This window comes from Mesorhizobium sp. WSM4848 (assembly GCF_055811375.1).
The window spans coordinates 145,904-170,572 of the sequence record NZ_JBVVPX010000010.1; the positions used below are offsets into that span (position 1 = coordinate 145,904).

Sequence of the window (24,669 nt, forward strand, 5' to 3'; positions counted from 1 at the left end):
ATGACGAGGCTCAAAACACGCAGCGAGATACGCTTCATCCTCAATGGCGAGAAGGTTGCGTTGACCAAGGTTGCGCCCGACGAGACCTTGCTCGACTGGCTGCGGCTCGAGCGCTCGCTGTGCGGCACCAAGGAAGGTTGCGCCGAGGGCGATTGCGGCGCGTGCACCGTTCTGGTCGGAAGGCTCTCTGCCGGCCGGCTGGTTTATGAAAGCGTCAATGCCTGCATCCGCTTCCTTGGCTCGCTTGATGGCACGCATGTCGTGACTGTCGAGCATTTGCGCGGCGACGGCGAAAAACTGCATCCGGTGCAGCAGGCGATGGTCGATTTCCACGGCTCGCAATGCGGCTTCTGCACGCCGGGCTTCGTCATGTCGCTTTATGCCCTATGGATGCGGTCGCCTGAGCCTTCGGATGCAGCCATCGAAAAGGCGCTGCAGGGCAATCTCTGCCGCTGCACCGGCTACGAGGCGATCATGCGGGCGGCACGTGCCATCTCCAGCTACGGCAAGGCCGCAAAGGATCCGCTGGCGGCGGAGCGCAAAGCCATCACGAGCAAGCTCGAAGCGATGAAAGACGGTTCGCGCATCGAGATCGGCGCCGGCAAGCAGCGCCTGGTCGTGCCGGCCGACGCCGACGATCTCGCCGCGGTGCTCGACAAGGAGCCGAGCGCCACCATCGTTGCCGGTTCGACCGATGTCGGCCTGTGGGTGACCAAGCACATGCGCGAGATATCGCCGGCGATCTTCATCGGCAATCTCGACGGGCTCTGCGCGGTTTCCGAGGATAAGGGCATCATCTCGATCGGCGCTGGTGTCACCTATACCGAAGCTTTCTCAATATTGGCGAAGCGCATACCCGCGCTCGGGCCGCTGTTCGATCGCATCGGCGGCGACCAGGTGCGCAATATGGGCACGATCGGCGGCAACATCGCCAACGGCTCGCCGATCGGCGACACGCCGCCGCCGCTGATCGCACTCGGCGCGCGGCTGACGCTGCGCCGCGGCAACAAGCGGCGGACGATCTCGCTTGAAGACTTCTTCATCGCCTATGGCAAGCAGGACCGGCAGCCGGGCGAATTCGTCGAGGCCGTGCATGTCCCAGTGCCGGGCAGGGATACCAAATTCGCCGTCTACAAGATCACCAAGCGCCGTGACGAGGACATCACCGCAGCACTTGGCGCATTCCTGCTGACCCTGGCCAAGGACGGCACGGTGGCGGAGATGCGAATTGCCTATGGTGGCATGGCGGCAACGCCGAAGCGGGCTTTTGGCGTGGAAAAGGCGCTGCTCGGCAAGCCCTGGACGAAGGCGACGGTCGAGACCGCCATGGCCGAGTACGCCAAAGACTTTACCCCGCTGACCGACATGCGGGCGAGCGCCGAATACCGGGCGCTGGCGGCGCGCAACCTGCTGTTGCGGTTCTTCGCCGAGACCAGCGGCACCAAGGGGCCGATCCAGGTTTCAAGATACGAGGCGGCTTGAGATGGCAACGTCGATTTTGAAGGCCGCGATTCTTCCCACCCCCCTCTGTCCTGCCGGACAGTCCGGCAGGACAGAGGGGGGTGCGAAGGAACACCGCCTCACCGAGGTTGTTCAATGACCACGCACGCTCCCAACCTCAAGGCGCAAAAAATCTCCGGTGGCGTTGCCACCGACCAGCGCCATGATTCCGCCCACAAGCATGTCCGTGGCACGGCCGTCTATATCGATGACATGCCGGAATCATCTGGCACGCTGCATGGCTGCCTCGGGCTTTCGACGGCCACGCACGCCACCATCACCAGCATGGACCTGTCGGCGGTGCGCGCAGCGCCCGGGGTCATCGACGTGCTGACGGCGAGCGACGTGCCGGGCGAAAACGATATTTCGCCGACCGGCCGCCACGACGAACCGGTGCTGGCCGCCGGCAAGGTGCAGTTTTTCGGCCAACCGATCTTTTGCGTCATCGCCGAAACCCGCGAGCAGGCGCGCCGCGCCACCAGGCTGGCCAAGGTCGAATACAAGGAATTGCCTTTCGTCACCGACATCGGCGTCCTCGATCCCAGCAAGGACAAGCTGGTCACGCCGCCACTGACCCTGAGGCGCGGCGATGCAGCGGCTGCGATCAACGCCGCGCCGCGCCGGCTGAAGGGAAAAATGCGCATCGGCGGCCAGGACCATTTTTATCTCGAAGGCCAGATCGCCATGGCCATTCCCGGCGAGGATCAGGACGTCACGATTTATTCCTCGACCCAGCATCCGAGCGAAATCCAGCACATGGTCAGCCATGCGCTCGGCGTTCCGAGCCATGCGGTGACGGTGGAGATCCGCCGGATGGGCGGCGCTTTCGGTGGCAAGGAAACGCAAGGCAACCAGTTTGCCGCGCTCGCGGCGATTGCTGCGAAAAAGCACCATCGCGCGGTGAAGATTCGGCCCGACCGCGACGACGACATGATCGCCACCGGCAAGCGCCACGACTTTCTGGTCGATTACGAGGTCGGCTTTGACGACGAGGGCAATATTCTCGGCGTCGATTTCATGTTCGCGGCGCGCTGCGGCTTCTCGGCGGACCTGTCAGGACCAGTGACCGATCGCGCGCTGTTCCACTGCGACAACACTTATTTCTGGCCGGCGGTCCATGCGCAATCGGCGCCGCTCTACACCAACACCGTGTCGAACACCGCCTTCCGCGGCTTCGGCGGGCCGCAAGGCATGGTCGGCGCCGAGCGCGTCATTGAGGAGGTCGCCTTTGCCGTCGGCAAGGATCCGCTCGAAATCCGCAAGAAGAATTTTTATGGCACCAGCGACCGCAATATCACGCCCTATCACCAGACGGTCGAAGACAACATCATCCACCGTATCGTCGCCGAGCTGGAGGCGAGTTGCGACTATGCGAGGCGCCGCCGCACGGTTCGTGCCTTCAACGCCAACAGCCGCTTCATCAAACGTGGATTGGCGCTGACGCCGGTCAAGTTCGGCATCTCGTTTACCGCCACCCACTACAATCAGGCCGGCGCGCTGGTGCATGTCTACACCGACGGTTCGGTGCATCTGAACCATGGCGGCACCGAAATGGGGCAGGGCCTCTACGTCAAGGTGGCGCAGGTGGTGGCGGAAGAATTCCAGATCGACCTCGACCAGGTAAAAATCACCGCGACGACGACCGGCAAGGTGCCGAACACCTCGGCGACCGCCGCCTCGTCCGGTTCCGACCTCAACGGTATGGCGGCGCAGAACGCGGCCCGGCAGATCAAGGAGCGGTTGACCAACTTCGCAGCCGAAAAATACCAGGTGCCGCGCGATCAGGTGCTGTTCCTGCCCAACCGGGTGCGCATCGGCAACCAGGAGATCGCTTTCGCCGATCTCGTCAGGCAGGCTTACATGGCGCGCATCCAGCTTTCGGCGGCGGGCTTCTACAAGACGCCGAAAATCCACTGGGATCGCGACAAGGGCGAGGGTCGTCCCTTCTATTATTTCGCCTATGGTGCCGCGTGCTCGGAAGTCTCGGTCGACACGCTGACCGGCGAATATGTCGTCGAGCGCACCGACATCCTGCACGAGACCGGACGCTCGCTGAACCGCGCCATCGACCTTGGCCAGGTCGAAGGCGGCTTCATCCAGGGCATGGGATGGCTGACGACGGAGGAGCTTTGGTGGGACGAAAAGGGCCGGCTGCGCACCCATGCGCCGTCGACCTACAAAATCCCCTTGGCCTCGGACCGGCCGAAGATCTTCAACGTGACGCTGGCCGATTGGCCGGAAGCGACTGAGCCGACGGTGCACCGCTCCAAGGCGGTCGGCGAGCCGCCGCTGCCGCTCGGCATCTCGGTGCTGCATGCGCTGTCGGATGCGGTGGCAAGCGTTGCCGACCACCGGATCTGCCCACGCCTCGACCCACCGGCGACGCCGGAGCGGGTGCTGATGGCGATCGAACGGCTGAAGGAGGAGGCCAAGGCTGGTGCTTGAACTCGGTCCCGGGGTTCGTACAAGGCGTGCAATCCGGGCCGAAAAACCCTATGTTTCCAGCTAGGGAAAGCAAAAACATGACCTCGAAAGTGCAAAGCCTGAAAGCATTTCTTGGCGGGGTCGGCCGGGTTGCCCTGGTCGAGGTGGCCGGGACCAAAGGCTCGACGCCCCGCGAGAAGGGCGCCTTCATGCTCGTCTCGGGCGCGGCGATTTTTGGCACGATCGGCGGCGGCCAGCTCGAATATATGGCGATCGACAAAGCGCGGCAGCTGCTGGGTCGAACGACAGCTCCAGTCTCCGGTTCTGGTGAATTTGCCGATGTCGGCGCCGCCCCTCATCCGCCTGCCGGCACCTTCTCCCCGTATAGTGACGGGGAGAAGGGAACTGGCCGCAACGCTGGCGACCCCCTCTCCCCGTCCTTACGGGGAGAGGGTAAGGGTGAGGGGCAGCGCGACCTCGGCAAAGCTGTCGCCACGCTCGACGTCCCGCTTGGGCCTGAGATCGGCCAGTGCTGCGGCGGCAGGGTCGAGGTGCTGATCCGGCTGGTCGACACGGCGTTGGCGCAAGAGCTGGTTGCTGCGGCGGAAGCCGAGCAGGCGCAGCTGCCGCATGTCTACATCTTCGGCGGCGGTCATGTCGGCCAGGCGGTGGCCTCGGCGGTGGCCTTGCTGCCGGTCCGTGTCGTCGTTGTCGAGACGCGGGCTGAGGCGTTGGAAGGCATACCGGAAGCGGTCGAAACAAGGCTGACGCCGATGCCCGAGGCATTGGTGCGCAAAGCTCCGGCTGGCGCCGCGTTCGTCGTCCTCACTCACGACCACGCACTGGATTTCCTGATCGTCGCCGAGGCGCTGAAACGCCGGGATGCAGCCTATGTCGGCATGATCGGCTCGAAGACCAAAAAGGCGACGTTCAGTAACTGGTTCCTGAAGTCGGCGGACGGCAGCGAGGCGGAATTCGCCCGCCTCGTCTCACCGATCGGCGGCGAGGCGGTCAAGGACAAGCGCCCGCAGGTGATCGCGGCCTTGGCGGCTGCCGAGATCATGACCGCGCTGGCCGCCCATGCTGGCGCACGAGCCGCGCCGCACCCCGTCTCTCGTGGCAAGGCAATGGCCGGCTGACGGCCAAAATTCGAGCAACGCTCATTTGCCGGCCAGAATATCCTTGATCAGCCGTTGGCAGCGCTCGGCCATAAAATCGAGCAGCAGCCGCACCTTCGGGTCCTGCAGCTTCTTGTGCGGGTAGACGGCGGCGAACTGGACCGGCGTCGGTGGCGTGTCGGGCAGGATCACCTTCAGCCGCCGGTCGCGGATGAACGGCTCGACCTCGAAGCGCGGCTTGTTGATGATGCCGCGGCCCGACAGCGCCCAGCCGGTCAGCACGTCGCCATCGTCGGTGTCATAGGGTCCGTGCACTTCGAATTTCCGCGGACCGTCGGCCGTTTGCAGCGTCCACACATATTCGCGCGCGCCGGCGTAGCGCAGCATCAGGCAGTCGTGCTTCTTGCCGATTAGTTCCTGCGGCTCGGTCGGCTCGCCGCGCGTCTCCAGATATTTCGGCGCCGCCACCAGCACCCGCTCGCACTCCATGATGCCGCGCATTCTCAGGCTGGAATCCTCGATGATGCCCAGTCTGAACGCGACGTCGATGCCTTCCTTCATGATGTCGACATTGTGGTCCGAAAGCCTCAGCCGCACCTCGATGTCAGGATATTTGTCGTGAAAATCGGGGATTCCCGACGCCACCAGCCGCCGGCCAAGCCCGAGCGGCGCTGTCACCTTGATAGTGCCGCGCGGCTGGCCGGACAAAGCGCTGACCGCGGCTTCCGCCTCGGTGATCGCTTCCAGCACCTGCTTGGCGCCGGAATAGAACACCGTGCCGTGCTCGGTCGGCATCAATTGCCGCGTCGTGCGGTTGAACAGCCTGACACCGAGATGCTTTTCGAGCTCCTTGATGCGGTTGGAGGCGACCGCCGGCGAAATGCGCATGTCGCGCCTCGCCGCCGACAGATTGCCGAGCTCGACGACGCGGACGAAGACGGCGATGTTGTCGAGATAGGCCATGCGGCTCCGGGACAAAAGTTCTAAAGCGTCCTTGCGCGTCCAAGGGACGCGCGGCGCTGTAGTATTTTCCATTTTTTTTTGAAAGTCATCGTGCAGCTCGGCCCTTTCCGTTTGCGCTCCAGTCCGTAAAGTCACCCGATCGGCAGGGACGGCTTTATCAATGATGGATTTCGCGATTTTCTGGGACTGGCTGAGTTTCGCCGTGCGCTGGCTGCATGTCGTCACCAGCATAGCCTGGATCGGCTCGTCCTTCTATTTCGTCGCCCTCGATCTCGGCTTGCGCCAGCGTCCGGGCATGCCTGCCGGCGCCTTCGGCGAGGAATGGCAGGTGCATGGCGGCGGCTTCTACCACATCCAGAAATATCTGGTGGCGCCGGCCGAAATGCCCGCGCACCTGACCTGGTTCAAATGGGAATCCTACGCCACCTGGCTGTCGGGCTTTGCCATGCTGTGCGTCGTCTACTATGCCGGGGCGGACCTCTTCCTGATCGATCCCAACGTGCTCGCCATGTCGGTGCCTACAGGCATCTTGCTGTCGCTGGCGACAATCGGCGTCGGCTGGGTCGTTTATGATCTCCTGTGCCGTTCGTCGCTTGGCAGGAGTGATACCGGCCTGATGCTGGTGCTCTATGGCGTGCTGGTGTTCATCGCCTGGGGTCTTACCCATCTGTTCACCGGCCGCGCTGCTTTCCTGCATCTTGGCGCCATCACCGCGACGATCATGTCGGCCAATGTCTTCATGGTCATCATCCCGAACCAGAAGATCGTCGTCGCCGACCTGATCGCCGGCAGGAAGCCAGATCCGAAATACGGCAAGATCGCCAAGCAGCGCTCGCTGCACAACAATTACCTGACGCTGCCCGTTCTGTTCCTGATGCTGTCGAACCACTACCCGCTGGCGTTTGCTACCCAGTTCAACTGGGTGATCGCCTCGTTGGTTTTCATCATCGGCGTGCTGATCCGGCACTATTTCAACACCATGCATGCGCGCAAGGGCAACCCCACCTGGACCTGGCTGGCGGCGGCCGTGCTGTTCGTCATCATCATCTGGCTGTCAACGGCGCCGAAAGCGCTGACCGGCGACGTCAAGGCGTCCTCGACGGCACAGGTCTATATCGCCTCGGCGCATTTTCCCGCAGTGCGCGATACGGTGCTTGGCCGTTGCTCGATGTGCCATGCGCAGGAGCCGTCCTACGAGGGCATCTATCACGCGCCGAAAGGCGTGGTGCTAGACACGGACGCCGGTATCGCCGGGCAAGCCCGCGAGATCTACCTGCAGGCCGGCCGCAGCCACGCGATGCCGCCCGCCAACGTCACCCATATCACCGACAAGGAGCGGGCGCTGCTGGTGGCATGGTTCGAGGAGGCGGGGAAATAGGCATGACCAGCACGCTCCTGCGCGGCCGCACGCTGTCCTTCCTGCGCTGGCCTGAGACCGTCGACGACCATTCCGCCTGGCGCTACGAGGACGATGGCGGCCTGCTGCTCCGCAACGGCAGGATCGTTGCCGCGGGCGCCTATGCCGACGTCGAGAAAAAGGCTGATGAGGGCGCAAAGAAGATCGACCATCGCCCGCATTTGCTGCTGCCTGGTTTCATCGACCCGCATGCGCATTTTCCGCAGATGCAGGTCATCGCCTCCTACGGCGCCGAATTGCTCGACTGGCTGAACGCCTATACTTTTCCCGAGGAGAAAAAATTCCAGAACGCCCAGCATGGCCGCCGCATCGCCAGGCTGTTTCTCGACGAAATGCTGCGTCACGGCACGACGACCGTCGCCGCCTATTGCTCGGTGCACAAGGAATCGGCCGAGGCGTTCTTCGCCGAGTCGCATCACCGGAACATGCTCAACATCGCCGGCAAGGTGATGATGGATCGCAACGCGCCGGAGGGTGTGCTCGACACGCCGCAATCGGCCTATGACGACAGCAAGGCGCTGATCGCCGAGTGGCACGGCAAGGGGCGCCAGCACTATGCCATCACGCCGCGCTTCGCCATCACCTCCTCACCCGAGCAATTGGAGATGGCGGGCGCGCTGTGCCGCGAACATCCAGATCTGCACATGCAGACGCATTTGTCGGAAAATCACGCCGAGATCGCCTTTACGCTGCAACTTTATCCAAAGGCCAGCGACTATACCGATGTCTACGAGCACTATGGGCTGCTCGGGCGCAAAAGCCTGTTCGGCCACTGCATCCATCTGTCGGAACGCGAGGCGGATGCGCTTTCGGATACGGGCTCGGTGGCCGTGTTCTGTCCGACCTCGAACCTGTTCCTCGGCTCGGGCCTGTTCGACTATCAGCGCTACCGCACGCGTGACAAAGCCCTCCGCATCGCGGTCGCAACCGATGTCGGCGGCGGCACTAACTATTCGATGCTGCGCACCATGGACGAGGGCTACAAGGTGATCGCGCTGAAAGGCGAGAAGCTCAATCCGTTCCAGTCGTTCTGGCAGCTCACCCGCGGCAATGCCGAGGCGCTGTCGGTCTTGGAAAAAGTCGGCACGCTCGACCAAGGCAGCGATGCCGATATCGTCGTTCTCGATGCGCGCGCCACGCCGGCGATGCGGCTGCGGATGGAGACGGCGGACACGCTGGCGGAGGAGTTGTTTCTGCTGCAGACGCTGGGCGATGATCGCGCCGTGCGCGAGGTCTACGTCGCCGGACGGGCGGCCAAGACGGATATGGCGGTTTAGCGATCCCACACGTCCCGCTTGACCCAGCGGCAGCCATCGGTCAAAGCGTGCCGCGACATTGACAGGGGAACGACATGGCCGTTGCGGACGATATCGCTCTGATCCAGAAACAGGAAGCCGAGCTTGTCTTCTCGGTCTTTGACGAAGCTGTCGCCTTCAAGATCGGCTCGGCGATCCGCGACCGGGCACTGTCCCAGGGCTTGCCGATCATCGTCGACATCAGGACCTTCGACCGGCCGCTGTTCTACGCGGCAATGCCGGGCTCGAACGCCTCCAATCCAGACTGGGCGCGACGCAAGATCAATGTGGTGCAGCGGTTCCTGAAAAGCACTTACCGCATGGTGCTGGAGCAGCAGCGCCCCGACCGCAGCTTCAAGCCAGGCGAGGGGCTCGACATATCAGACTATGTGCTGGCCGGTGGTGGCTTTCCGGTCACGGTCAAGGGCGCCGGTGTGATCGGCGTGATCGCGGTCTCGGGTCTGCCGGAACGCGAGGATCACGGCGTCGTCGTGGATGCACTCTGCAGCCACCTCGGCGTCGACGGGCGCGAACTGGCATTGCCGCCGGAAGCAAAGGCCTGACGTTGGCGCCGCCCCTCATCCGCCTGCCGGCACCTTCTCTCCGTATAGTGACGGGGAGAAAGGAAGAGCTCCAACGCTGGCGACCCCCTCTCCCCGTCTCTATACGGGGAGAGGGTAAGGGTGAGGGGCAGCGCAAGCGCCAGAGATGCTTGCAGAACCTCGGCGGCAGCTCAGTATGACCATTCTCGATCCCAAGACCTTCCTCGCCGCCATCTTCAATGCTGCCGTTGCCGTCGCTGATCCCCAGAGGACGATCAGGGATCATCTGCCGGCAATGCCGAAGGGGCGCACCATCGTCATTGGTGCAGGAAAAGGCTCGGCGCAGATGGCGGCGGCTTTCGAAAAAGTGTGGGACGGGCCGATCGAAGGGCTGGTCGTCACCCGTTACGGCTATGGCGCGACCTGCCAGCGCATCGAGATCATCGAGGCGGCGCATCCGGTGCCGGATGCCGCCGGGCTCGAAGCGTCGCGCCGGCTGCTCGAAAAGGTGCGGGGCCTGACCGCGGACGATCTGGTCGTGGCGCTCATCTCAGGCGGCGGCTCGGCGCTGCTGCCGGCGCCTGCCGAAAGTCTGACGCTGGCCGACGAGATCGCCGTCAACGAGGCGCTGCTCGCCTCCGGCGCGCCGATCGCCGCCATGAACACCATCCGCAAGCATGTTTCCACCATCAAGGGCGGCAGGCTGGCGGCAGCTGCCCATCCGGCCAAGGTGGTGTCGCTAGTTGTCTCCGACATTCCCGGCGACAATCCGGCGCTTGTGGCTTCCGGCCCGACCGTTCCCGATTCCGGCAACCGCCAAGAGGCGCTGGCATCGATCGCCGCCTATGGCATGAAGCTGCCGGCTGCCGTGATGGCGCATATCAATTCGCCGGCCGCCGATGCGCCGCGCGTCGACGATCCGCGTTTTTCGCGCAGCGAAGTGCATCTGATCGCCTCGGCCGGCGTCTCGCTGGAAGCGGCCGCAGCCGAAGCGAGGCGCCATGGCATCGAGGCGGTCATCCTCTCCGATTCCATCGAGGGCGAGGCGCGCGAAGTTGGGGGTGTTCATGCGGCAATCGCCCGTGAAGTCGCGACGCGCAACCGGCCTTTCCGAAAGCCGGTGTTGGTCTTGTCGGGTGGCGAGACGACGGTGACCTTGCGGGCAAAGGGCAAGGGTGGTCGTAACACCGAGTTTCTGCTTGCCTTCGCCATCGGCATCAGCGGTATCGGGGGCATCCATGCACTGGCCGCTGACACCGATGGCATCGACGGTTCGGAGGACAATGCCGGCGCCTTTGCTGACGGCTCGACGGTGTCGCGGATGCGGGCCGTGGGCGTCGATGCCAAGGCGATGCTTGCCGGCAACAATGCCTGGACGGCATTCAACGCCGTCGGCGATCTCTTCGTGCCCGGCCCGACCGGGACGAATGTCAATGATTTGAGGGCGATCCTGATCAGATAGGCTCAGGCGGCCATCAGCTTTTTCACCGCCTTCATGTCCTGCAGGAACCGCTCGCGTTCGGCCTGTTTGTCCGCCGGCTCGCGAATACGCAGGATGAAGGACGGGTGGATGGTGACAAACACAGGCAAGCCATCGGCCCGTTCCACGACCGCGCCGCGCATCTTCATGATCGGCACGACCTTGCCGAGCAGTGACTGCGCTGCCGTTGCGCCGAGCGCAACCGCCAGATTGGGCTTGATCAAATCGAGTTCCTTGTCGAGCCACCAGCGGCAGGCCTGCACCTCGCCGGCATTCGGCTTCGAGTGGATGCGCCGCTTGCCGCGCGGCTCGAACTTGAAATGCTTGACCGCATTGGTGACATAGACTTTCAGCCGGTCGACGCCGGCATCGTCGAGGATGGCGTCGAACACCTTTCCCGCCGGACCGACGAAAGGTTTACCGGCCAGATCCTCCTGGTCGCCTGGCTGTTCACCGACGAAAACCACCTTGGCCCTGTCAGGCCCTTCGCCGAACACGGTCTGCGTTGCGTTGCGCCACAGCGGGCAGCGGCGACAGGCCTTCGCCACTTCGCTGAGTTCGGGAATGGTGCTTGCGCCATCGTCCTCCGCCGTCTCAGGCAATTCAGGCTTGGGCCAGCGTCTTGCCTGCACCTTGGCGTGGTGTGGAGAATTTGTCTGCATCCTGGCGATCATGGCTGATGCGGCCTTGCCCGCTGCTGCGATCAGATGCGGAATGAGCGAAGCCCTGGAAAGGTTCCTTCAAATAGCCGAGACCCGGCTTTCGCCGGGCGAATGACCGGCGATGCGATCGCCTCACACCTCGTGCAGATAGAGATGATAATCCAGTTCGCTGACCGTGCGCGCCACCCGCAGATATTCGGATTGCTTGATCGCCACGAAGGTCCGGTGCAGGTCTTCCCCCAGCGCCCCTTTGAGGAATGACGAGCCCCTTGCCGCCTCGATCGCGGCGCGCCAGTCCACCGGCATGGTGGTGCGCGTGATTGCTGATTCGTAGCCATTGCCGGTGGTTTCGGGGCCTGGATCGAGGCCTTCGTCGAGACCTTTGACGATGCCGGCCAGCACGGTTGCCGCCACCAGATAAGGGTTGGCGTCGACGCCCGACGGCCGGTGCTCGATGCGCCGGTTTTTCGCATCGCCTGCCGGCACGCGCAATGCCACCGAGCGGTTGTTGACACCCCAGGTCGGCGCCACCGGCGCATAGGATTGCGAAACGAAACGCCGCCATGAATTGGCGTGCGGTGCAAACACCAGCATCGATTCGGCCATGGTCTGGATGAGGCCGCCCAGTCCGCGCAGCAGCGGCAAGGACCAGGTCTCGCCGCTGGCTTCGGCAAAGACGTTGTTGCCGGCCTTGTCCTGCAGCGAGACATGGAAATGCATGCCGGAGCCGGCGTATTTCTCGATCGGCTTGGCCATGAAGCAGGCAGTGACGCCGTGGCGGCGCGCCTGCCCCCGCACCAGCCGCTTCAGCATGACGAGGTCGTCGGCCGCCCGCATCACGTCCTTGCGATAGTTCAGCGTCAGTTCGTATTGGCCGGGCGCATATTCGGAAATGACCGTCTCGGCCGGGACGCCTTGCACCCTGGCCGCGGCATAGATGTCGGAAAACAGCGGCTCCATGCCGTGCAGATGGTCGACGGAATAGACCTCCGTCTTGGCCGAGCGGCGGCCGTCGAGCACCGCGTGCGCCGGCTGCACCTTGCCGTCGGCGTCGCGCTCGTTGGCGAGCAGGAAGAATTCGAGCTCGAAGGCGCCGGCCGGATGCAGGCCCTTGGCCGCCAGTATCTCCACCTGACGGGCCAGTGCCAGGCGCGGGTCGGAGGACATCGGCTGACCATCGAGATGGTACATCGCCATCAGCACCTGGCCGCGCGGTGGCTGTGTGCCGAACAGCGGCACCAGCGTGCCGGGGATAGGCCATGCCCGCAGGTCGCCGTCGCCCGTCGCCCAGATCAGTCCGGTCTCGTGCACGTCCTCTCCGGTGATGTCGAGGCCGAGGATCGAGATCGGCATATGCCTGCCGCCCTGGAAGATGCTCATCAACTCGTGCCGGCGCACGATCTTGCCACGCCCGACGCCATTGGCGTCGGTCAGCACGATGTCGAACGCTTGGATCTCGGGATGGGCGTCGAGAAAAGTTTGCGCCTCGGCGGGCGTCGAGCCCGAAGGGGAGGCGATGATGGCGTTCAAAGTTTGCTTGTGCGCTTCTCTCATGTGCAAGCTTGTCTCATGCCGCGAGCCTTGCCGCAACCGCGCCGAAGGCGGCGATCAGGCGGTTGACCTGGGCAGCGCTGGTCGCCGGCGAGATCAGCATCATGTTGTGGAACGGCGCGATCAGCACGCCGCGATTAACCAGCGCGACATGGATCGCCGCTTCGAGCGCCGGTGCGTGCGCTGTTTCCGCCTCGCCGCCATTCCTCAGCGGGCCGGGTGCGCAGATGAACTCGACGCGGGCGCCGACTCGGGCAACATGCCAAGGCAGGCGGTAACGGTCGATGACGGCGGTCAGCCCGGCGTCGAGCCGCCGCGCCAGATGGTCCATATGGCTATAGTTCTCGTCGGTCATCACCTCTTCGAGCGTGGCGCGCATCGCTGCGAACTGCAGCGGATTGGCCGAGAGCGTCGTGCCCATGCCGGAATAGCCTGGTTCCTTGGTCCTGACATAGTCGGCATAGCGGGTGGCGACGCCGTCGCTCATGCCCCAGACGCTGGCCGGCACGCCGCCGGCGATCGGCTTGCCGAGCACGAACAGGTCCGGCTCCAAGCCGTGTTTCCCGGTGTAGCCGCCGGGACCGGTCGAGATCGTGTGCGTCTCGTCGATCAGCAGCAGGGTGCCGGCGGCGCGGGTGAGACGCCGCAGCGCCTTGTGGAAGCCGCGATCGGGCAGCACCATGCAGGAATTGGTCAGCACCGGCTCGGTGACGACACAGGCGATTTTCTGGTCCCGGAGTGCAGTCTCAAGCGCCGGCACATCGTTGAACTCGACGACTTCGGTCGCTCGGGTCAGGTCGCGGAATTCGCCGGCCAGTCCTGGCCGGTTGGCCGGTCTGCCGTCGACCAGCCGCACCATCGTCTCGTCGACCGAGCCGTGATAGCAGCCGTTGAAGACCAGGGTCTTTTCCCGGCCGGTGATGGCGCGGGCGACGCGCAACGCGAAGCGGTTGGCATCGGTCGCCGTTGTCGCGATCTGCCAGAACGGCAGGCCGAAGCGCTGTTGCAGCAGCGGGCCGATGGCGAGTGCATCTTCCGAAGGCAGCATGTAAGTCAGGCCACGTCCGGCCTGCCTACGGATGGCGTGGGCGACCGGTGGCGGCGAATGACCGAACATCGAGCCGGTGTCGCCAAGACAGAAATCGTCGAGCCGGTTGCCGTCGATGTCAGTGATAGTGGCGCCTCTGGCGCTGTCGACCAGTATCGGAAACGGCGTCGGCCAGTCGTTCATCCAGTGCATCGGCACGCCGCCGAAGAAGCCCGGCAGGCCGTTGCCGACCTTGGCTGCCGATTTCGGCCTTGCCTTGCGGAAGGCCTCGGCCTCGGTCTCGCGCAGATCGGCAATCCGAGCAGTGCTGATGCCACCGATCGCCGTCTTTGAATGGTCGATTGGATGCATGAATGACCTCGAATAGGGCAGTAGGGCAGTAGGGCAGTAGGGGAATAGGTGCCTTACTGCCCTACTCCCCTACTCCCCTATGCCGAAATATCAATGACGCCGCAGTCGCCGGCGGCGCTGCCGAAGGCGACGCGGCGTTCTTGCCTGTCCCACATCATCGAGGTAATGGCGCCCTTGCCCGGTCGGCGCAGAAGCACCTCTTTGGCGTCGGCGAAACGCACCGCCATCACCATGCCGTCGTCATAGCCGACGGCGACGACATCCTGGCTTGGATGGCAGGCGACCGAGGTCACCATGGAGTTGCCGCGCGTGCCGAGTTCCAGCGGCGCCTTGCCCATCGGCCCATCCTTGCCCGAAAACGGCCAGACGATCGCCGCCGGTGCGCCGGAACTGGCCAGCCATTTTCCCTTGGGCGCCCACGACAGGCTTTTGACTTTGCCGGGATAGCCGCTCATCCGCATGTGCTTGCCATCGGCGAGCTTCCAGCCATGCAGCGCGTTCTCCTGCATGGTGGTGACGAGGAAGGCGCCATCCGGCGAGAAGGTGATGCCGGTATGGGCGCCGGCCCATTCCAGCTCGACCGGCTTGCCGTTCGCCGCCGGGAAATGCAGTGTCGCGCCATTGTAGCGGGCGACGCCGAAGCGCATGCCCTTGGGCGAGAACGCCAGCCCCTCGACTGAACGCGGATGCAAGAATTCCTTGGTCTTGCCGTCGGCGAAACGCACGAAGGCGGTCTTGCCCGATGCATAGGCGACAGCGCCTTGTGGTCCGGCGGCGACGCTGGTGATCCATTTCTTCCCGGCGCTTGCCAATTCTGCCGCATTGCCACCGGCGGTAACGGAAAAAATCTTGCCGTCCTCGCCGCCAGTGATCAGCCGGTCGTTGGCCGCATCGTGGAAGGCCGCGAGCAGCCCGTTATTGGCCTGCGCCGTCTTGTGGCCATGGTCCAGCCGATGGATCGTGCCGTCGGCCAGTGCGAAATGCGGTACGTCGCCAAGGAAAACGGCGGCGATGCAATGTCCCTGGAGATCAAGCGGGGCGACTGTCGGCATGGGAGATTCCATTCGAGATTGGTTTGGTCGCCGTGCCGCTGCGGAGGAATCGTTAGCGCGGCTAGGTGCGACGCGACCTTCTCCCACGACAAGGGGAGAAGGAAAGAACGTGCAGCGCTAGCGTTATAAGGTCTGAAAATCAAGCGGCCTGGCAGGCATCAAAACTCTTCTTCAGCCGCTCGGCGTCGAGTTCGCGGCCGATGAAGACCAGCCGGCTCTCGTGCTTCTCGCCGTCCTTCCAGGCGCGCTGGTGATCGCCCTCGATGATCATGTGGACGCCCTGAATGACGTAGCGCTCGTCATCGCCTTGAAGCGCGATGATCCCTTTCAGACGCAGGATGTTCGGGCCTTCCATCTGGGTTATCTTCTCGATCCAGGGGAAGAATTTTTTCGGGTCCATCTCGCCGCCCCGCAGTGACACCGACTGCACCGTCACGTCATGTATATCGGACGGGTGCGCGTGATCATGGTGGTCATGCCCGTCATGGTGACGATGCCCGTCATGATCGTGATGGTCATGATCGTGATGATCATGGTCATGATGGTCGTGGTCGTCACGCGCCTCGAGGAAATGCGGGTCGTTCTCCAGCGCTCGGGAAAGGTCGAATGCGCCGCGGTCGAGCACCTCGGACAGCGCCACACCGGCGCGCGTGGCGCGATGGATCCGGGCCGCCGGGTTGATCGCGCGGATCGTCGCCTCGACCTTGCTCAGTTCCTCCGGCGTGACGAGATCGGTCTTGTTGAGCACGACGACATCGGCAAAGGCGATCTGGTCCTCGGCTTCGCGGGAATCCTTCAGCCGCAACGGCAGGTGCTTGGCGTCGACCAGCGCCACCACCGCGTCGAGCCTGGTCTTGGAGCGCACGTCGTCGTCCATGAAGAAGGTCTGCGCCACCGGCACCGGATCGGCGAGGCCGGTCGTCTCGATCACGATGGCGTCGAAGCGGCCTGGCCGGCGCATCAAGCCCTCGACGACGCGGATCAGGTCGCCGCGCACAGTGCAGCAGACGCAACCATTGTTCATCTCGTAGATTTCCTCGTCGGATTCCACGATCAGCTCGTTGTCGATGCCGATCTCGCCGAACTCATTGACGATGACGGCGTAGCGTTTGCCGTGGTTTTCCGAAAGGATGCGGTTGAGCAGTGTCGTCTTGCCGGCGCCAAGGTAGCCGGTGAGAACGGTTACGGGGATTTGTGTCGTCTGTGCATCGCTCATGTTGGGCCTCGAAAAGGATTGTTGGCCCCATATAGGATGCACGCCGTGCTTTTGCACGTGGCAACCGATGGGCCAATCAGGTCGACAACATTGCCGGACTTTCCCGACATTGCCGGGTTTTCATTGGCGTGGGCTGGTCTCGCTGCCTAGATAAGACCAAGGCAGCTTGCTCGAAAGAAAACCAAAAGAGGCGCCGGATGTCCGATAAACCGTCCTCCTTGCCATTGAGCCGGCGCCAGGCGCTTGGCCTCATTGCCGTTAGCGCGGGCGGCGGTGTCTTTCTGCCGGGCATCGCGCTGGCGCAGCAGGCCTCGCTTTATGCCGGGCTTGCCCTGTTCGATAGCGGCGCCGGCGTTTGCGCGATCACACCGGAAGCGACCGAGGGCCCGTTCTATTTCGACCCGAAGCTCGAACGCGCCGATATCACCGAAGGCAAAGCGGGCATTGCCCTCAATCTGCGGCTGCAGGTCGTCGACGCAGGCTGCCGGCCGCTTGCCGGCGCGCGGGTCGATATCTGGCATTGCGACGCCCAAGGCCATTATTCAGGCTATCCGGGACAAGGCGACGGCCAGGATGTCGACACCTCAGGCCAGAGTTTTCTGCGCGGGTGGCAAAAGACCGATGACAGCGGCATCGTTTCGTTCGCCACCATCTATCCCGGCTGGTATCGCGGCCGCACCACCCATATCCACTTCAAGGTCTTCCCCAACGACAATTCGATGATGACCGGCCAGCTGTTTTTCCCCGACGGCCTGAGCGAACAGATATTCACCACTGTCGCGCCCTACACCGACCGGTCTGGCATGCGGGATACGTCGAACGCCAGGGACGGTATCGCGCGGCGTGCCGGACCGCATTCGCAGGCGGCGCTGCGTGAGGTGGCGGACGCCTACCAGGCCTTGATGATCATCGCGGTGAGGGCTGATTGAGTCCCGCATCGTGTGTGCGGCGCTCCTGCCGAACTGGTCCACCTGCGCTGAAAAGTCGTTTGTCATCTAACTGAAATAATCATCTGGCATTAGCCACGGCGGACACCGCATTGCTTGCCGGCAAAGCTGTTTTGCAAAGCCGGATCTTTTTGATCGTCCATTGCCAACCGGGCGGCTGCCTCTATGCTGTCCACACCGGTTCGGCCGAAGAGGGATAGCCATGGCCAAGGCGGATAAGACTGCGACAATGAGCCGGCTGCATGCGGCGGCGCGGCTGGCGCGTACGGCACTCGCCGCGCGGCTCTTGGCGCACGGCTTCTATGCCGGCCAGGACCAGATCATGCTGGCGCTCGACCGTGAGGACGGGCAGACGCCCGGCAATCTTGCCGGTCGCCTTGGTGTTCGCCCGCCGACCATCACCAAGACCATCAACCGGCTGCAGGCGCAGGGCTTTCTGGAAAAACGCGCTTCTTCCGCCGATGCCCGCCAGGCCCATATCTTTCTGACCGACACTGGCCGCGAAATCATTCATGCCATCGAGAAATCGGTGAAGAAGACCGAGAAGCAGGCGCTGAAGGGGCTCGATAAAAAGGACCAGAAGGCGCTGTTCAAGCTGCTCGCCCGCGTTGAGGCGAACCTCTCGAACGGAGAAATGGTTCTCGTCGATGATGAGATCGAAGTCGACGAATGATCCGCGGCTGACGCCATCAGGCAGCGGCTGCTGACGATGCATGGACCAATGCCGACCAGCGGCCCGGCGTAACACCGAACGCCTTCTTGAAGTGCCTGCTGAAATGACTTTGGTCGTTGAAACCGGCCGCTATTGCGATCTCAGCCAATGACTCGCTCGCCTCTATCATGCGGCGTGCTCGTTGCAGCCGGCGCATCAACAGAAAGCGGTGCGGACTGGTGGAGAAAGCGGCACGGAAATGCCGCGATAGGGCGTAGCGATCGAGCCCGGTGATCGCCTCCAGCTCGTCGGAGCGGACGGTACGGAAAGCATTTTCTTCCAGATAGTCGCGTGCCAGGCTGACAGCCCGCCACGCTGTCCTTGGGATCGGTTTCGCCGGCAGGCCTGAATGCCGTGCCAGGCTTTGCATCAATTGCGCAACGAAGTCGGCGACAAACAGATCATCCAGCTTCTGGTCCAACGGCCCGAGCGCCGAAAGCAGCCGCCTGCGGAAAACAGGGTCCGTCACCACGGCATTCCTGACGAAAGGCAGCGACGCGCCTGTCTGATCGAGGCAGTCCAGCGCGATGGACGGCTCCAGATAAAGCATCCTGTAACGCAAACCGTCTTCAGTGCCGGCGCCGCCATCGTGCAATTCGTCGGGATGGAGCACGATAATCTGGCCGGGCAGGCTGCGATGCGTCGCGCCGCGATACCGGAAGGTCTGTACGCCATGCAGCGTCACGCCGATGGCGTAGGTATCGTGACGATGGAGATCGAAGGCGCTGCCGTGGAACCGGGCCTCGATACGCTCCATTCCGACGCAATCGGGCGCCGGGATGACGCAGTTCTCAACCGCGTCAACGCACAAACGTCCAAGACCCTGAAAGGCCTCGCCATCTAGACCGTGTGACATCGCTTCATTCACCAACCTCGAATGGCAAATGTCTCATGTTCGACACGAAATTTGCAATCGTGCTGCAGGACGACCTTCCCGTCTGGCAAAAGCTCAACGCCACCGCGTTCCTGACCAGCGGCATCGTCGCGCAGTATAGCGACATCATAGGCGAACCCTATCGCGACCGCGCCGGCAATATCTACAATCCGCTCTCGATCCAGCCAATCATCGTGCTTTCGGCCGATCGCTCGACGCTCAGTGCGATCCACCGGCGGGCGCTGGAGCGCGGTGTGACGACCTCGCTCTACGTCGAGGAAATGTTTTCGACCGGCCACGACGCGGCGAACCGCGCCATCTTTGCCGAATTCGCACCCGACGACGCCAAGGCCGTCGGCATCGCGCTGCGCGCCGAAAAGAAGCTTGTCGACAAGATCACCAAGGGTGCCCGCATGCATCCCTGATGCATAGCGACACTGGTTCAACCTGTTGATGCTCGGTGTCCTCGGCGCTGCCGTCATCGTCGCCAGCGGCTTTGTATCGTTCATCGCGAGCACCGGGTTCGCGTGCGCAACCGCGCTGCCCTCGACGTCGAGGTGGAGGCGCTGGCAAAAAAACTTTGATTTGTTTCGGAAGGGTGGCATAAGGCCGCGTTTAAACTGTTTAGACCATGATTCCGAAAACGGGCATCCGGTTTTCGCTGGAGATCATGGATCAGCTCTAGATCGTCGGGGGAGCGCAAGGCGCTGGCACAGAAGATCAAGCTTTCGACGATCGCGGATGCACTCGGTGTGTCCACGGCCACGGTCTCGCTGGCCCTGCGCGACAGCCCGCTGGTAGCTGGAATCACCCGCGACCGCATCAAGGAACATGCCCGCGCCATCGGCTATATCTACAATCGCCGCGCCGCCAGCCTGCGCACCTCGCGTTCGGGCATCGTCGGCGTCGTCGTCCACGACATCATGAATCCCTTCTTCGCCGAGATCCTGCGCTCGATCGAAAGCGAGCTCGACCGCAGCCGGCAGACCTTCATCCTGTCGAACCATTACGACCAGCTCGAAAAACAGCGCACCTTTATAGACACGCTTTTGCAGCTTGGCGCCGACGGCGTCATCATGTCGCCGGCCATCGGCACGCCGCCCGAAGACATCTTCATGGCCGAGGAAAACGGCCTGCCGGCGGTGCTGATCGCACGCACCGTCGAAGGCGCTGACGTGCCGGTGTTTCGCGGCGACGATGCCTATGGCACCGCGCTAGCCACCAACCATCTGATCTCGCTTGGCCATAAACGCATCGCCATGATCGGCGGCACCGACCAGACCTCGACCGGCCGCGACCGCTACCAGGGCTATCTCAACGCCATGGAGGCGGCAGGGCTGGAGGTCGGGCCGTCCTGGCGCATCCCCGGCCCGCGCACCAAACAGGCTGGCTTCGAGGCCGCCGGGCAGTTCCTGGCGCTGAAGGACAAGCCGACCGCGGCCTGCTGCTGGAACGACCTCGTCGCCATCGGCCTGATGAACGGCATTGCACGCGCCGGGCTGGTACCGGGCATTGACATATCCGTGACCGGCTATGACGATCTCGAGGAAGCGGCGATCGCGACGCCGGCGCTGACCACCGTGTGGAATGGCCAGCGTGAAGTCGGCCGCCGCGCCGCCAGCGCGCTGCTCGACAAGCTCAATGGGCAAATGGTGCGGCCGTCACAGGAACTGATCAAGCCGGAGCTGCATGTGCGCCAGTCGACCGGCAAACCAGTGGAACGTGCATGACAAAAGCCGAACAGCAGCAAGCAGTCGCCATTCTGGTGCCGGGCCAATTCAACGACCACGCGGTCGGCCGCATCGACCGGACGTTCAGCCGCGTCTGGATTGAACGGCCTGATGCATCGCTGGTCACTGACGAGATGCGCCGGACGGTGCGCGGCATTGCCGCCTTTGGCGGGATCAACGCAGCCCTCATCGACGCGCTGCCGAATCTCGAGATCATCGCCAATTTCGGCGTCGGCTATGATTCGGTCGATGCCCGTCACGCAGCGCAGCGCGGCGTCATGGTCACCAACACGCCGGATGTGCTGACCGAGGAGGTCGCCGATACGGCGATCGGGCTTTTGATCAACACCGTCCGAGAGTTGCCGCGCGCCGAGACCTGGCTGCGCGACGGCAGTTGGGCACGCAACGGCAACTATCGCTTGAGCCGGCTGACCTTGCGCGGCCGTCGTGTCGGTATTTTCGGCATGGGCCGCATCGGCCTTGCCGTTGCACGCCGGCTGGAGGCCTTCGGGCTGCCGATCGCCTATCACAACCGGCGCCAGGTCGAAGGCCTCTCCTACGAATACCACGGCACGCTGAAAGGCCTCGCCGAGGCGGTCGATACGCTGATCTCGGTGGCGCCCGGCGGCGCCTCGACGGAAAAGGCGGTCAACGCCGAGATCCTGTCGGCGCTCGGCCCGAATGGCGTCTTCGTCAACATCGGTCGCGGCAGCACGGTGGACGAGGCAGCTCTTGCCGCGGCGCTTGCCGGCGGCACCATCGCCGCTGCCGGCCTCGACGTCTTCGCCGACGAGCCGAACGTGCCGCCGGCGCTGCTCGCCGCTCCCAACACCTCACTTTTGCCGCATGTCGGCTCGGCTTCGGAACATACCCGCCGCGCCATGGCCGATCTGTGCGTCGACAATCTGATTTCCTGGTTTTCGCAAGGGAGGGCGCTGACGCCGGTGCCGGAAACGGAAACGGAAAAAGTCAAGGCGCGCAGCTGAGCGGCACGCTTTCCTGTTTGTTAACGATTAACGACGGCTTAACGCTTTGACATCATTCTTTATCTATCGCCAAACACGTGGAGAACGCAGATGAAAGCACTTGCTGCATTGATAGCGGGGGCCGCGCTGTTCGGCAGCGTTCAGCTGTTTTACAGCGGCGGAGGCGAAGGCCGCCCAGCCGATGAGTCAGCGCAGTCACCCGGCGACTACCGGCTGGTGGCCAATGGCGACGAAGCGTCCTGTGCGGTCAAGCGCGGCACTGAGGTTGCGGATGGCCTGTCGCTGTTGACGGTCACTGAGAATTGCCACCGGGTCTTGCCCGGCATCGAGCGCGCGAAATTCTGGCTTGAGCAGGATGACGGCACAGTCACCTTCAGCGCGAACGGCATCGACCCGATCGTCACTTTCGGCGTCGCCGACGGCGACGGTTATGAATCCTACGCACCAGCCCTGCCGCTGCTGTCGCTGGCGGCCAGCAGCGATTGACGTTGACGTCCGACGGCTGAACTATTCCGCGGCGGCCCGCGCGCCGGATTTCGCCGCGGCGTGCACGCGCGCCGCGTCGCCGAAGGCGCGGAATATCCTTGCTGAGACGCTGTCCGACTTGACCCAGTATTCGGGATGCCACTGGACGCCGACGGCGAAAGCGCGGGCGTCGCGCACCGAAACCGCCTCGACCGTGCCGTCGGTCGCGACCGCCTCTATCTGCAGCTTCGGGCCGAGCCGGTCGATGGCCTGGCGATGCACCGAATTGACCATGATGTCGCCTGCCCCGAACACGCCGGCGAGGCAGCTTGCGGGCTTGATCGAAATGGTCTGGCGGATGGCGAAGCGTTCGTCCTGATTGTCGCTCGCCGGTGCGCGATGGTCCAGCGATCCCTCGCGCTCCTGGATTTCTGTGGCCAGCGTGCCGCCCATCGCCACATTCATCTCCTGGATGCCGCGGCAGATGGCGAGCAGCGGCACGCCGCGCTCAACTGCCTTGCGGATCAGCGGCAGCGTCGTGGCGTCGCGGGCCGGATCGTAGGGGCCGTTGGCCTCGCTGGCATCGCCGCCATAGAGCGAGGGATGCACATTGGACTTCGAGCCGGTGATCATGACGCCGTCGACCGATGACAGGAGTTCATCGAAATCGAGCCGGTCGCCGAAGGACGGCACCAGCACCGGGAACACGCCGGCGGCCGAAAGCGCCGCCTCCAGATATTGCTGCGGAGCGGCATGCCAGGTGTAGTTGTCGAACTGGCGGACGTCGGTCGATATGGCGACGAGCGGCTGCTGCATTTTTGACCCGAGTCCATTCAGTGCAAGGATTGTTCTGCCTTTAAAATAGGCGATCCGACGGCGCTTTGCCATGACAAGTTCGGCATGTCGCATGGGCCACGGAAGGGGCGTTAGACTTAAGTTGCGGGAGGTGCGTTCGCGCCGCGTTTTTCGCGAAAACGCCGCCGGCAAAACCGGCTCGCATGGCTGGACTCGACTCCTTGCCCGTGTATTGTCTGCCGCGAAGCCGATCCGGGGCACAGAGCATCTCCCGAACATCGGTCTGTTGATCCAATAGGGAGGACTTCATGGATCGTCGATCATTCATCCGCAAGGCCGGTGTGACCGGTGTCGGCGCTGCGGCGGCTACGGCGGCGCTTGCCGCGCCGGCTATCGCCCAAACCAATCCGAAAGTGACATGGCGCCTGGCGTCGTCCTTCCCGAAATCGCTCGATACGATCTATGGTGGCGCCGAGGTGTTTTCCAAGATGCTTTCGGAGGCGACCGACGGCAACTTCCAGGTCCAGGTCTTCGCCGCCGGTGAACTCGTGCCCGGCCTGCAGGCCGCGGACGCCACCACCGCCGGCACCGTCGAGGCCTGCCATACGGTAGCATATTATTATTGGGGCAAGGACCCGACATGGGCACTGGGTGCCGCGGTTCCGTTCTCGCTCAACGCGCGCGGCATCAATGCCTGGCATTACCACGGCGGCGGCATCGACCTGTTCAACGAGTTTCTGGCCACGCAGGGCCTTTTTGGCCTGCCGGGCGGCAATACCGGCGTACAGATGGGCGGCTGGTTCCGCAAGGAGATCAACACCGTCGCCGACCTTTCGGGCCTAAAGATGCGCATCGGTGGGTTTGCCGGCAAAGTGGTGGAAAGGCTCGGCGTCGTACCGCAGCAGATTGCCGGCGGCGATATCTATCCAGCGCTGGAGAAAGGCACCATCGACGCCGCCGAATGGGTCGGCCCTTATGACGATGAGAAGCTCGGCTTCTACAAGGTCGCGCCCAATTATTATTATCCCGGTTGGTGGGAAGGCGGGCCGACCGTCCATCTGATGTTCAACAAGGCGAAATACGAGGAGCTTTCGCCGGCCTACAAGGCGCTGGTGCACACTGCCGCGCAGGCCGCCGACGCCAACATGCTGCAGAAATACGACTTTCTGAATCCGGCGGCCGTGAGGCGGCTGGTGTCCGCTGGCGCCAAATTGCGTCCGTTCAGCCCGGAAATCTTGGCAGCCTGCTCCGAAAAGGCAAACGAGGTCTATGCCGAGATGGAAGCCTCGAACGCGCCGTTCAAGAAGATATGGGACTCGATCAAGGCGTTCCGCAAGGAGCACTATCTCTGGGCGCAGGTGGCCGAGTACAATTACGATACCTTCATGATGGTCCAGCAGCGCACCGGCAAACTCTGACAACAGTTTCGGGGGGGGGGGGGGGGGGGGGGGGGGGGGGGGGGGCGGGGGGGGGGGGGGGGGGGGGGGGGGGGGGGCCGCCCCGGCCCCGGGGGGGCCCCCGCGCCCGGGGGGGGGGGGGGC

At 63.6% G+C, this 24,669-nt stretch carries 22 protein-coding genes and 1 pseudogene; 15 read left to right on the plus strand and 8 right to left on the minus strand.

The annotated features are described in order from the left end of the window. The 3 genes from xdhA to xdhC all read left to right on the plus strand — a co-directional run bounded on the left by xdhA (position 1) and on the right by xdhC (position 5,063). On the plus strand, positions 1–1,482 hold the full coding sequence (xdhA, locus tag AC0L16_RS12510; RefSeq protein WP_473621052.1) for a xanthine dehydrogenase small subunit: 1,482 nt from the start codon (positions 1–3) through the stop codon (positions 1,480–1,482). A 114-nt stretch (positions 1,483–1,596) separates the two neighbouring features. Further along, positions 1,597–3,945 carry a xanthine dehydrogenase molybdopterin binding subunit gene (gene xdhB / locus AC0L16_RS12515; RefSeq protein WP_473621054.1) on the plus strand — a complete coding sequence of 783 codons (2,349 nt, stop codon included), beginning with the start codon at positions 1,597–1,599 and terminating at the stop codon, positions 3,943–3,945. A gap of 77 nt (positions 3,946–4,022) precedes the next feature. Further along, positions 4,023–5,063 carry a xanthine dehydrogenase accessory protein XdhC gene (gene xdhC, locus AC0L16_RS12520; protein ID WP_473621056.1) on the plus strand — a complete coding sequence of 347 codons (1,041 nt, stop codon included), beginning with the start codon at positions 4,023–4,025 and terminating at the stop codon, positions 5,061–5,063. Positions 5,064–5,084: 21 nt separating this feature from the next. Here xdhC and AC0L16_RS12525 read toward each other — a convergent pair whose 3' ends face one another. Continuing rightward, on the minus strand, positions 5,085–6,005 hold the full coding sequence (locus AC0L16_RS12525) for a LysR family transcriptional regulator (RefSeq protein WP_473621058.1): 921 nt from the start codon (positions 6,003–6,005) through the stop codon (positions 5,085–5,087). A 160-nt stretch (positions 6,006–6,165) separates the two neighbouring features. Between AC0L16_RS12525 and AC0L16_RS12530 the strand changes: the two genes are divergently transcribed. The 4 genes from AC0L16_RS12530 to AC0L16_RS12545 all read left to right on the plus strand — a co-directional run bounded on the left by AC0L16_RS12530 (position 6,166) and on the right by AC0L16_RS12545 (position 10,721). Continuing rightward, entirely contained in the window at positions 6,166–7,383 is a 1,218-nt protein-coding gene (locus tag AC0L16_RS12530; protein ID WP_473621060.1) for a urate hydroxylase PuuD, read from the plus strand. 2 nt (positions 7,384–7,385) lie between these two features. Then, on the plus strand, positions 7,386–8,699 hold the full coding sequence (gene guaD, locus AC0L16_RS12535; RefSeq protein WP_473621061.1) for a guanine deaminase: 1,314 nt from the start codon (positions 7,386–7,388) through the stop codon (positions 8,697–8,699). Between the two features lie 74 nt (positions 8,700–8,773). After that, positions 8,774–9,280 (plus strand): heme-degrading domain-containing protein, encoded by a 507-nt coding sequence (locus tag AC0L16_RS12540; protein WP_473621062.1) that lies wholly within the window; start codon positions 8,774–8,776, stop codon positions 9,278–9,280. A 175-nt stretch (positions 9,281–9,455) separates the two neighbouring features. Beyond that, complete coding sequence (locus AC0L16_RS12545) at positions 9,456–10,721, plus strand: glycerate kinase type-2 family protein (protein ID WP_473621064.1); 1,266 nt, start codon at positions 9,456–9,458, stop codon at positions 10,719–10,721. 2 nt (positions 10,722–10,723) lie between these two features. On the opposite strand, the gene AC0L16_RS12550 is transcribed toward AC0L16_RS12545, so the two are convergent. The 5 genes from AC0L16_RS12550 to AC0L16_RS12570 form a co-directional block, all read right to left on the minus strand. Then, positions 10,724–11,446: a UdgX family uracil-DNA binding protein gene (locus AC0L16_RS12550; protein ID WP_473621091.1), complete on the minus strand. Its 723-nt coding sequence runs from the start codon at positions 11,444–11,446 to the stop codon at positions 10,724–10,726. A gap of 87 nt (positions 11,447–11,533) precedes the next feature. Next, positions 11,534–12,955 carry a glutamine synthetase family protein gene (locus tag AC0L16_RS12555; RefSeq protein WP_473621092.1) on the minus strand — a complete coding sequence of 474 codons (1,422 nt, stop codon included), beginning with the start codon at positions 12,953–12,955 and terminating at the stop codon, positions 11,534–11,536. A gap of 13 nt (positions 12,956–12,968) precedes the next feature. Beyond that, the gene (locus tag AC0L16_RS12560; RefSeq protein ID WP_473621065.1) at positions 12,969–14,351 is read right to left on the minus strand and encodes an aspartate aminotransferase family protein; all 1,383 of its coding nucleotides are present in this window, start codon (positions 14,349–14,351) and stop codon (positions 12,969–12,971) included. A gap of 77 nt (positions 14,352–14,428) precedes the next feature. Further along, a complete protein-coding gene (locus tag AC0L16_RS12565) occupies positions 14,429–15,403 on the minus strand; it encodes a WD40 repeat domain-containing protein (protein ID WP_473621067.1) in 975 nt (324 codons plus the stop codon). Between the two features lie 139 nt (positions 15,404–15,542). Further along, the gene (locus tag AC0L16_RS12570) at positions 15,543–16,619 is read right to left on the minus strand and encodes a CobW family GTP-binding protein (RefSeq protein WP_473621069.1); all 1,077 of its coding nucleotides are present in this window, start codon (positions 16,617–16,619) and stop codon (positions 15,543–15,545) included. 197 nt (positions 16,620–16,816) lie between these two features. On the opposite strand from AC0L16_RS12570, the gene AC0L16_RS12575 reads away from it, so the two are divergent. Together AC0L16_RS12575 and AC0L16_RS12580 are read left to right on the plus strand one after the other, a co-directional pair. Continuing rightward, entirely contained in the window at positions 16,817–17,548 is a 732-nt protein-coding gene (locus AC0L16_RS12575) for an intradiol ring-cleavage dioxygenase (RefSeq protein WP_473621070.1), read from the plus strand. A gap of 220 nt (positions 17,549–17,768) precedes the next feature. Further along, complete coding sequence (locus AC0L16_RS12580) at positions 17,769–18,239, plus strand: MarR family winged helix-turn-helix transcriptional regulator (protein WP_473621072.1); 471 nt, start codon at positions 17,769–17,771, stop codon at positions 18,237–18,239. Between the two features lie 16 nt (positions 18,240–18,255). Here AC0L16_RS12580 and AC0L16_RS12585 read toward each other — a convergent pair whose 3' ends face one another. Continuing rightward, positions 18,256–19,134, minus strand: a complete 879-nt coding sequence (locus AC0L16_RS12585) for an AraC family transcriptional regulator (RefSeq protein ID WP_473621073.1) — start codon at positions 19,132–19,134, stop codon at positions 18,256–18,258. A gap of 35 nt (positions 19,135–19,169) precedes the next feature. Between AC0L16_RS12585 and AC0L16_RS12590 the strand changes: the two genes are divergently transcribed. From AC0L16_RS12590 to AC0L16_RS12610, 5 genes and pseudogenes are all read left to right on the plus strand, one after another. Beyond that, positions 19,170–19,577 (plus strand): DUF2000 family protein, encoded by a 408-nt coding sequence (locus AC0L16_RS12590; protein WP_473621075.1) that lies wholly within the window; start codon positions 19,170–19,172, stop codon positions 19,575–19,577. A gap of 37 nt (positions 19,578–19,614) precedes the next feature. After that, positions 19,615–19,736 (plus strand): annotated as a pseudogene (locus AC0L16_RS12595) (EamA/RhaT family transporter); the annotation flags it as partial. A gap of 123 nt (positions 19,737–19,859) precedes the next feature. Next, positions 19,860–20,882 carry a LacI family DNA-binding transcriptional regulator gene (locus tag AC0L16_RS12600; protein WP_473621094.1) on the plus strand — a complete coding sequence of 341 codons (1,023 nt, stop codon included), beginning with the start codon at positions 19,860–19,862 and terminating at the stop codon, positions 20,880–20,882. Then, complete coding sequence (locus AC0L16_RS12605) at positions 20,879–21,868, plus strand: 2-hydroxyacid dehydrogenase (RefSeq protein WP_473621077.1); 990 nt, start codon at positions 20,879–20,881, stop codon at positions 21,866–21,868. The genes AC0L16_RS12600 and AC0L16_RS12605 overlap by 4 nt, the downstream gene beginning before the upstream one ends. Positions 21,869–21,958: 90 nt before the next feature. Next, complete coding sequence (locus AC0L16_RS12610; RefSeq protein ID WP_473621078.1) at positions 21,959–22,354, plus strand: hypothetical protein; 396 nt, start codon at positions 21,959–21,961, stop codon at positions 22,352–22,354. 21 nt (positions 22,355–22,375) lie between these two features. Here the strand turns inward: AC0L16_RS12610 and AC0L16_RS12615 are convergent, their stop codons facing one another. Further along, positions 22,376–23,149 (minus strand): gamma-glutamyl-gamma-aminobutyrate hydrolase family protein, encoded by a 774-nt coding sequence (locus tag AC0L16_RS12615; RefSeq protein WP_473621080.1) that lies wholly within the window; start codon positions 23,147–23,149, stop codon positions 22,376–22,378. Between the two features lie 287 nt (positions 23,150–23,436). Between AC0L16_RS12615 and AC0L16_RS12620 the strand changes: the two genes are divergently transcribed. Next, positions 23,437–24,546 (plus strand): TRAP transporter substrate-binding protein, encoded by a 1,110-nt coding sequence (locus tag AC0L16_RS12620; protein ID WP_473621081.1) that lies wholly within the window; start codon positions 23,437–23,439, stop codon positions 24,544–24,546. Positions 24,547–24,669 lie beyond the last annotated feature (123 nt).

Coding starts and splice junctions, on each gene's coding strand:
- xdhA (WP_473621052.1), top strand. CDS start 1: ATGACGAGGCTCAAAACACGCAGCGAGATACGCTTCATCCTCAATGGC.
- xdhB (WP_473621054.1), top strand. CDS start 1,597: ATGACCACGCACGCTCCCAACCTCAAGGCGCAAAAAATCTCCGGTGGC.
- xdhC (WP_473621056.1), top strand. CDS start 4,023: ATGACCTCGAAAGTGCAAAGCCTGAAAGCATTTCTTGGCGGGGTCGGC.
- AC0L16_RS12525 (WP_473621058.1), bottom strand. CDS start 6,005: ATGGCCTATCTCGACAACATCGCCGTCTTCGTCCGCGTCGTCGAGCTC.
- AC0L16_RS12530 (WP_473621060.1), top strand. CDS start 6,166: ATGATGGATTTCGCGATTTTCTGGGACTGGCTGAGTTTCGCCGTGCGC.
- guaD (WP_473621061.1), top strand. CDS start 7,386: ATGACCAGCACGCTCCTGCGCGGCCGCACGCTGTCCTTCCTGCGCTGG.
- AC0L16_RS12540 (WP_473621062.1), top strand. CDS start 8,774: ATGGCCGTTGCGGACGATATCGCTCTGATCCAGAAACAGGAAGCCGAG.
- AC0L16_RS12545 (WP_473621064.1), top strand. CDS start 9,456: ATGACCATTCTCGATCCCAAGACCTTCCTCGCCGCCATCTTCAATGCT.
- AC0L16_RS12555 (WP_473621092.1), bottom strand. CDS start 12,955: ATGAGAGAAGCGCACAAGCAAACTTTGAACGCCATCATCGCCTCCCCT.
- AC0L16_RS12560 (WP_473621065.1), bottom strand. CDS start 14,351: ATGCATCCAATCGACCATTCAAAGACGGCGATCGGTGGCATCAGCACT.
- AC0L16_RS12565 (WP_473621067.1), bottom strand. CDS start 15,403: ATGCCGACAGTCGCCCCGCTTGATCTCCAGGGACATTGCATCGCCGCC.
- AC0L16_RS12570 (WP_473621069.1), bottom strand. CDS start 16,619: ATGAGCGATGCACAGACGACACAAATCCCCGTAACCGTTCTCACCGGC.
- AC0L16_RS12575 (WP_473621070.1), top strand. CDS start 16,817: ATGTCCGATAAACCGTCCTCCTTGCCATTGAGCCGGCGCCAGGCGCTT.
- AC0L16_RS12580 (WP_473621072.1), top strand. CDS start 17,769: ATGGCCAAGGCGGATAAGACTGCGACAATGAGCCGGCTGCATGCGGCG.
- AC0L16_RS12585 (WP_473621073.1), bottom strand. CDS start 19,134: ATGTCACACGGTCTAGATGGCGAGGCCTTTCAGGGTCTTGGACGTTTG.
- AC0L16_RS12590 (WP_473621075.1), top strand. CDS start 19,170: ATGTTCGACACGAAATTTGCAATCGTGCTGCAGGACGACCTTCCCGTC.
- AC0L16_RS12605 (WP_473621077.1), top strand. CDS start 20,879: ATGACAAAAGCCGAACAGCAGCAAGCAGTCGCCATTCTGGTGCCGGGC.
- AC0L16_RS12610 (WP_473621078.1), top strand. CDS start 21,959: ATGAAAGCACTTGCTGCATTGATAGCGGGGGCCGCGCTGTTCGGCAGC.
- AC0L16_RS12615 (WP_473621080.1), bottom strand. CDS start 23,149: ATGCAGCAGCCGCTCGTCGCCATATCGACCGACGTCCGCCAGTTCGAC.
- AC0L16_RS12620 (WP_473621081.1), top strand. CDS start 23,437: ATGGATCGTCGATCATTCATCCGCAAGGCCGGTGTGACCGGTGTCGGC.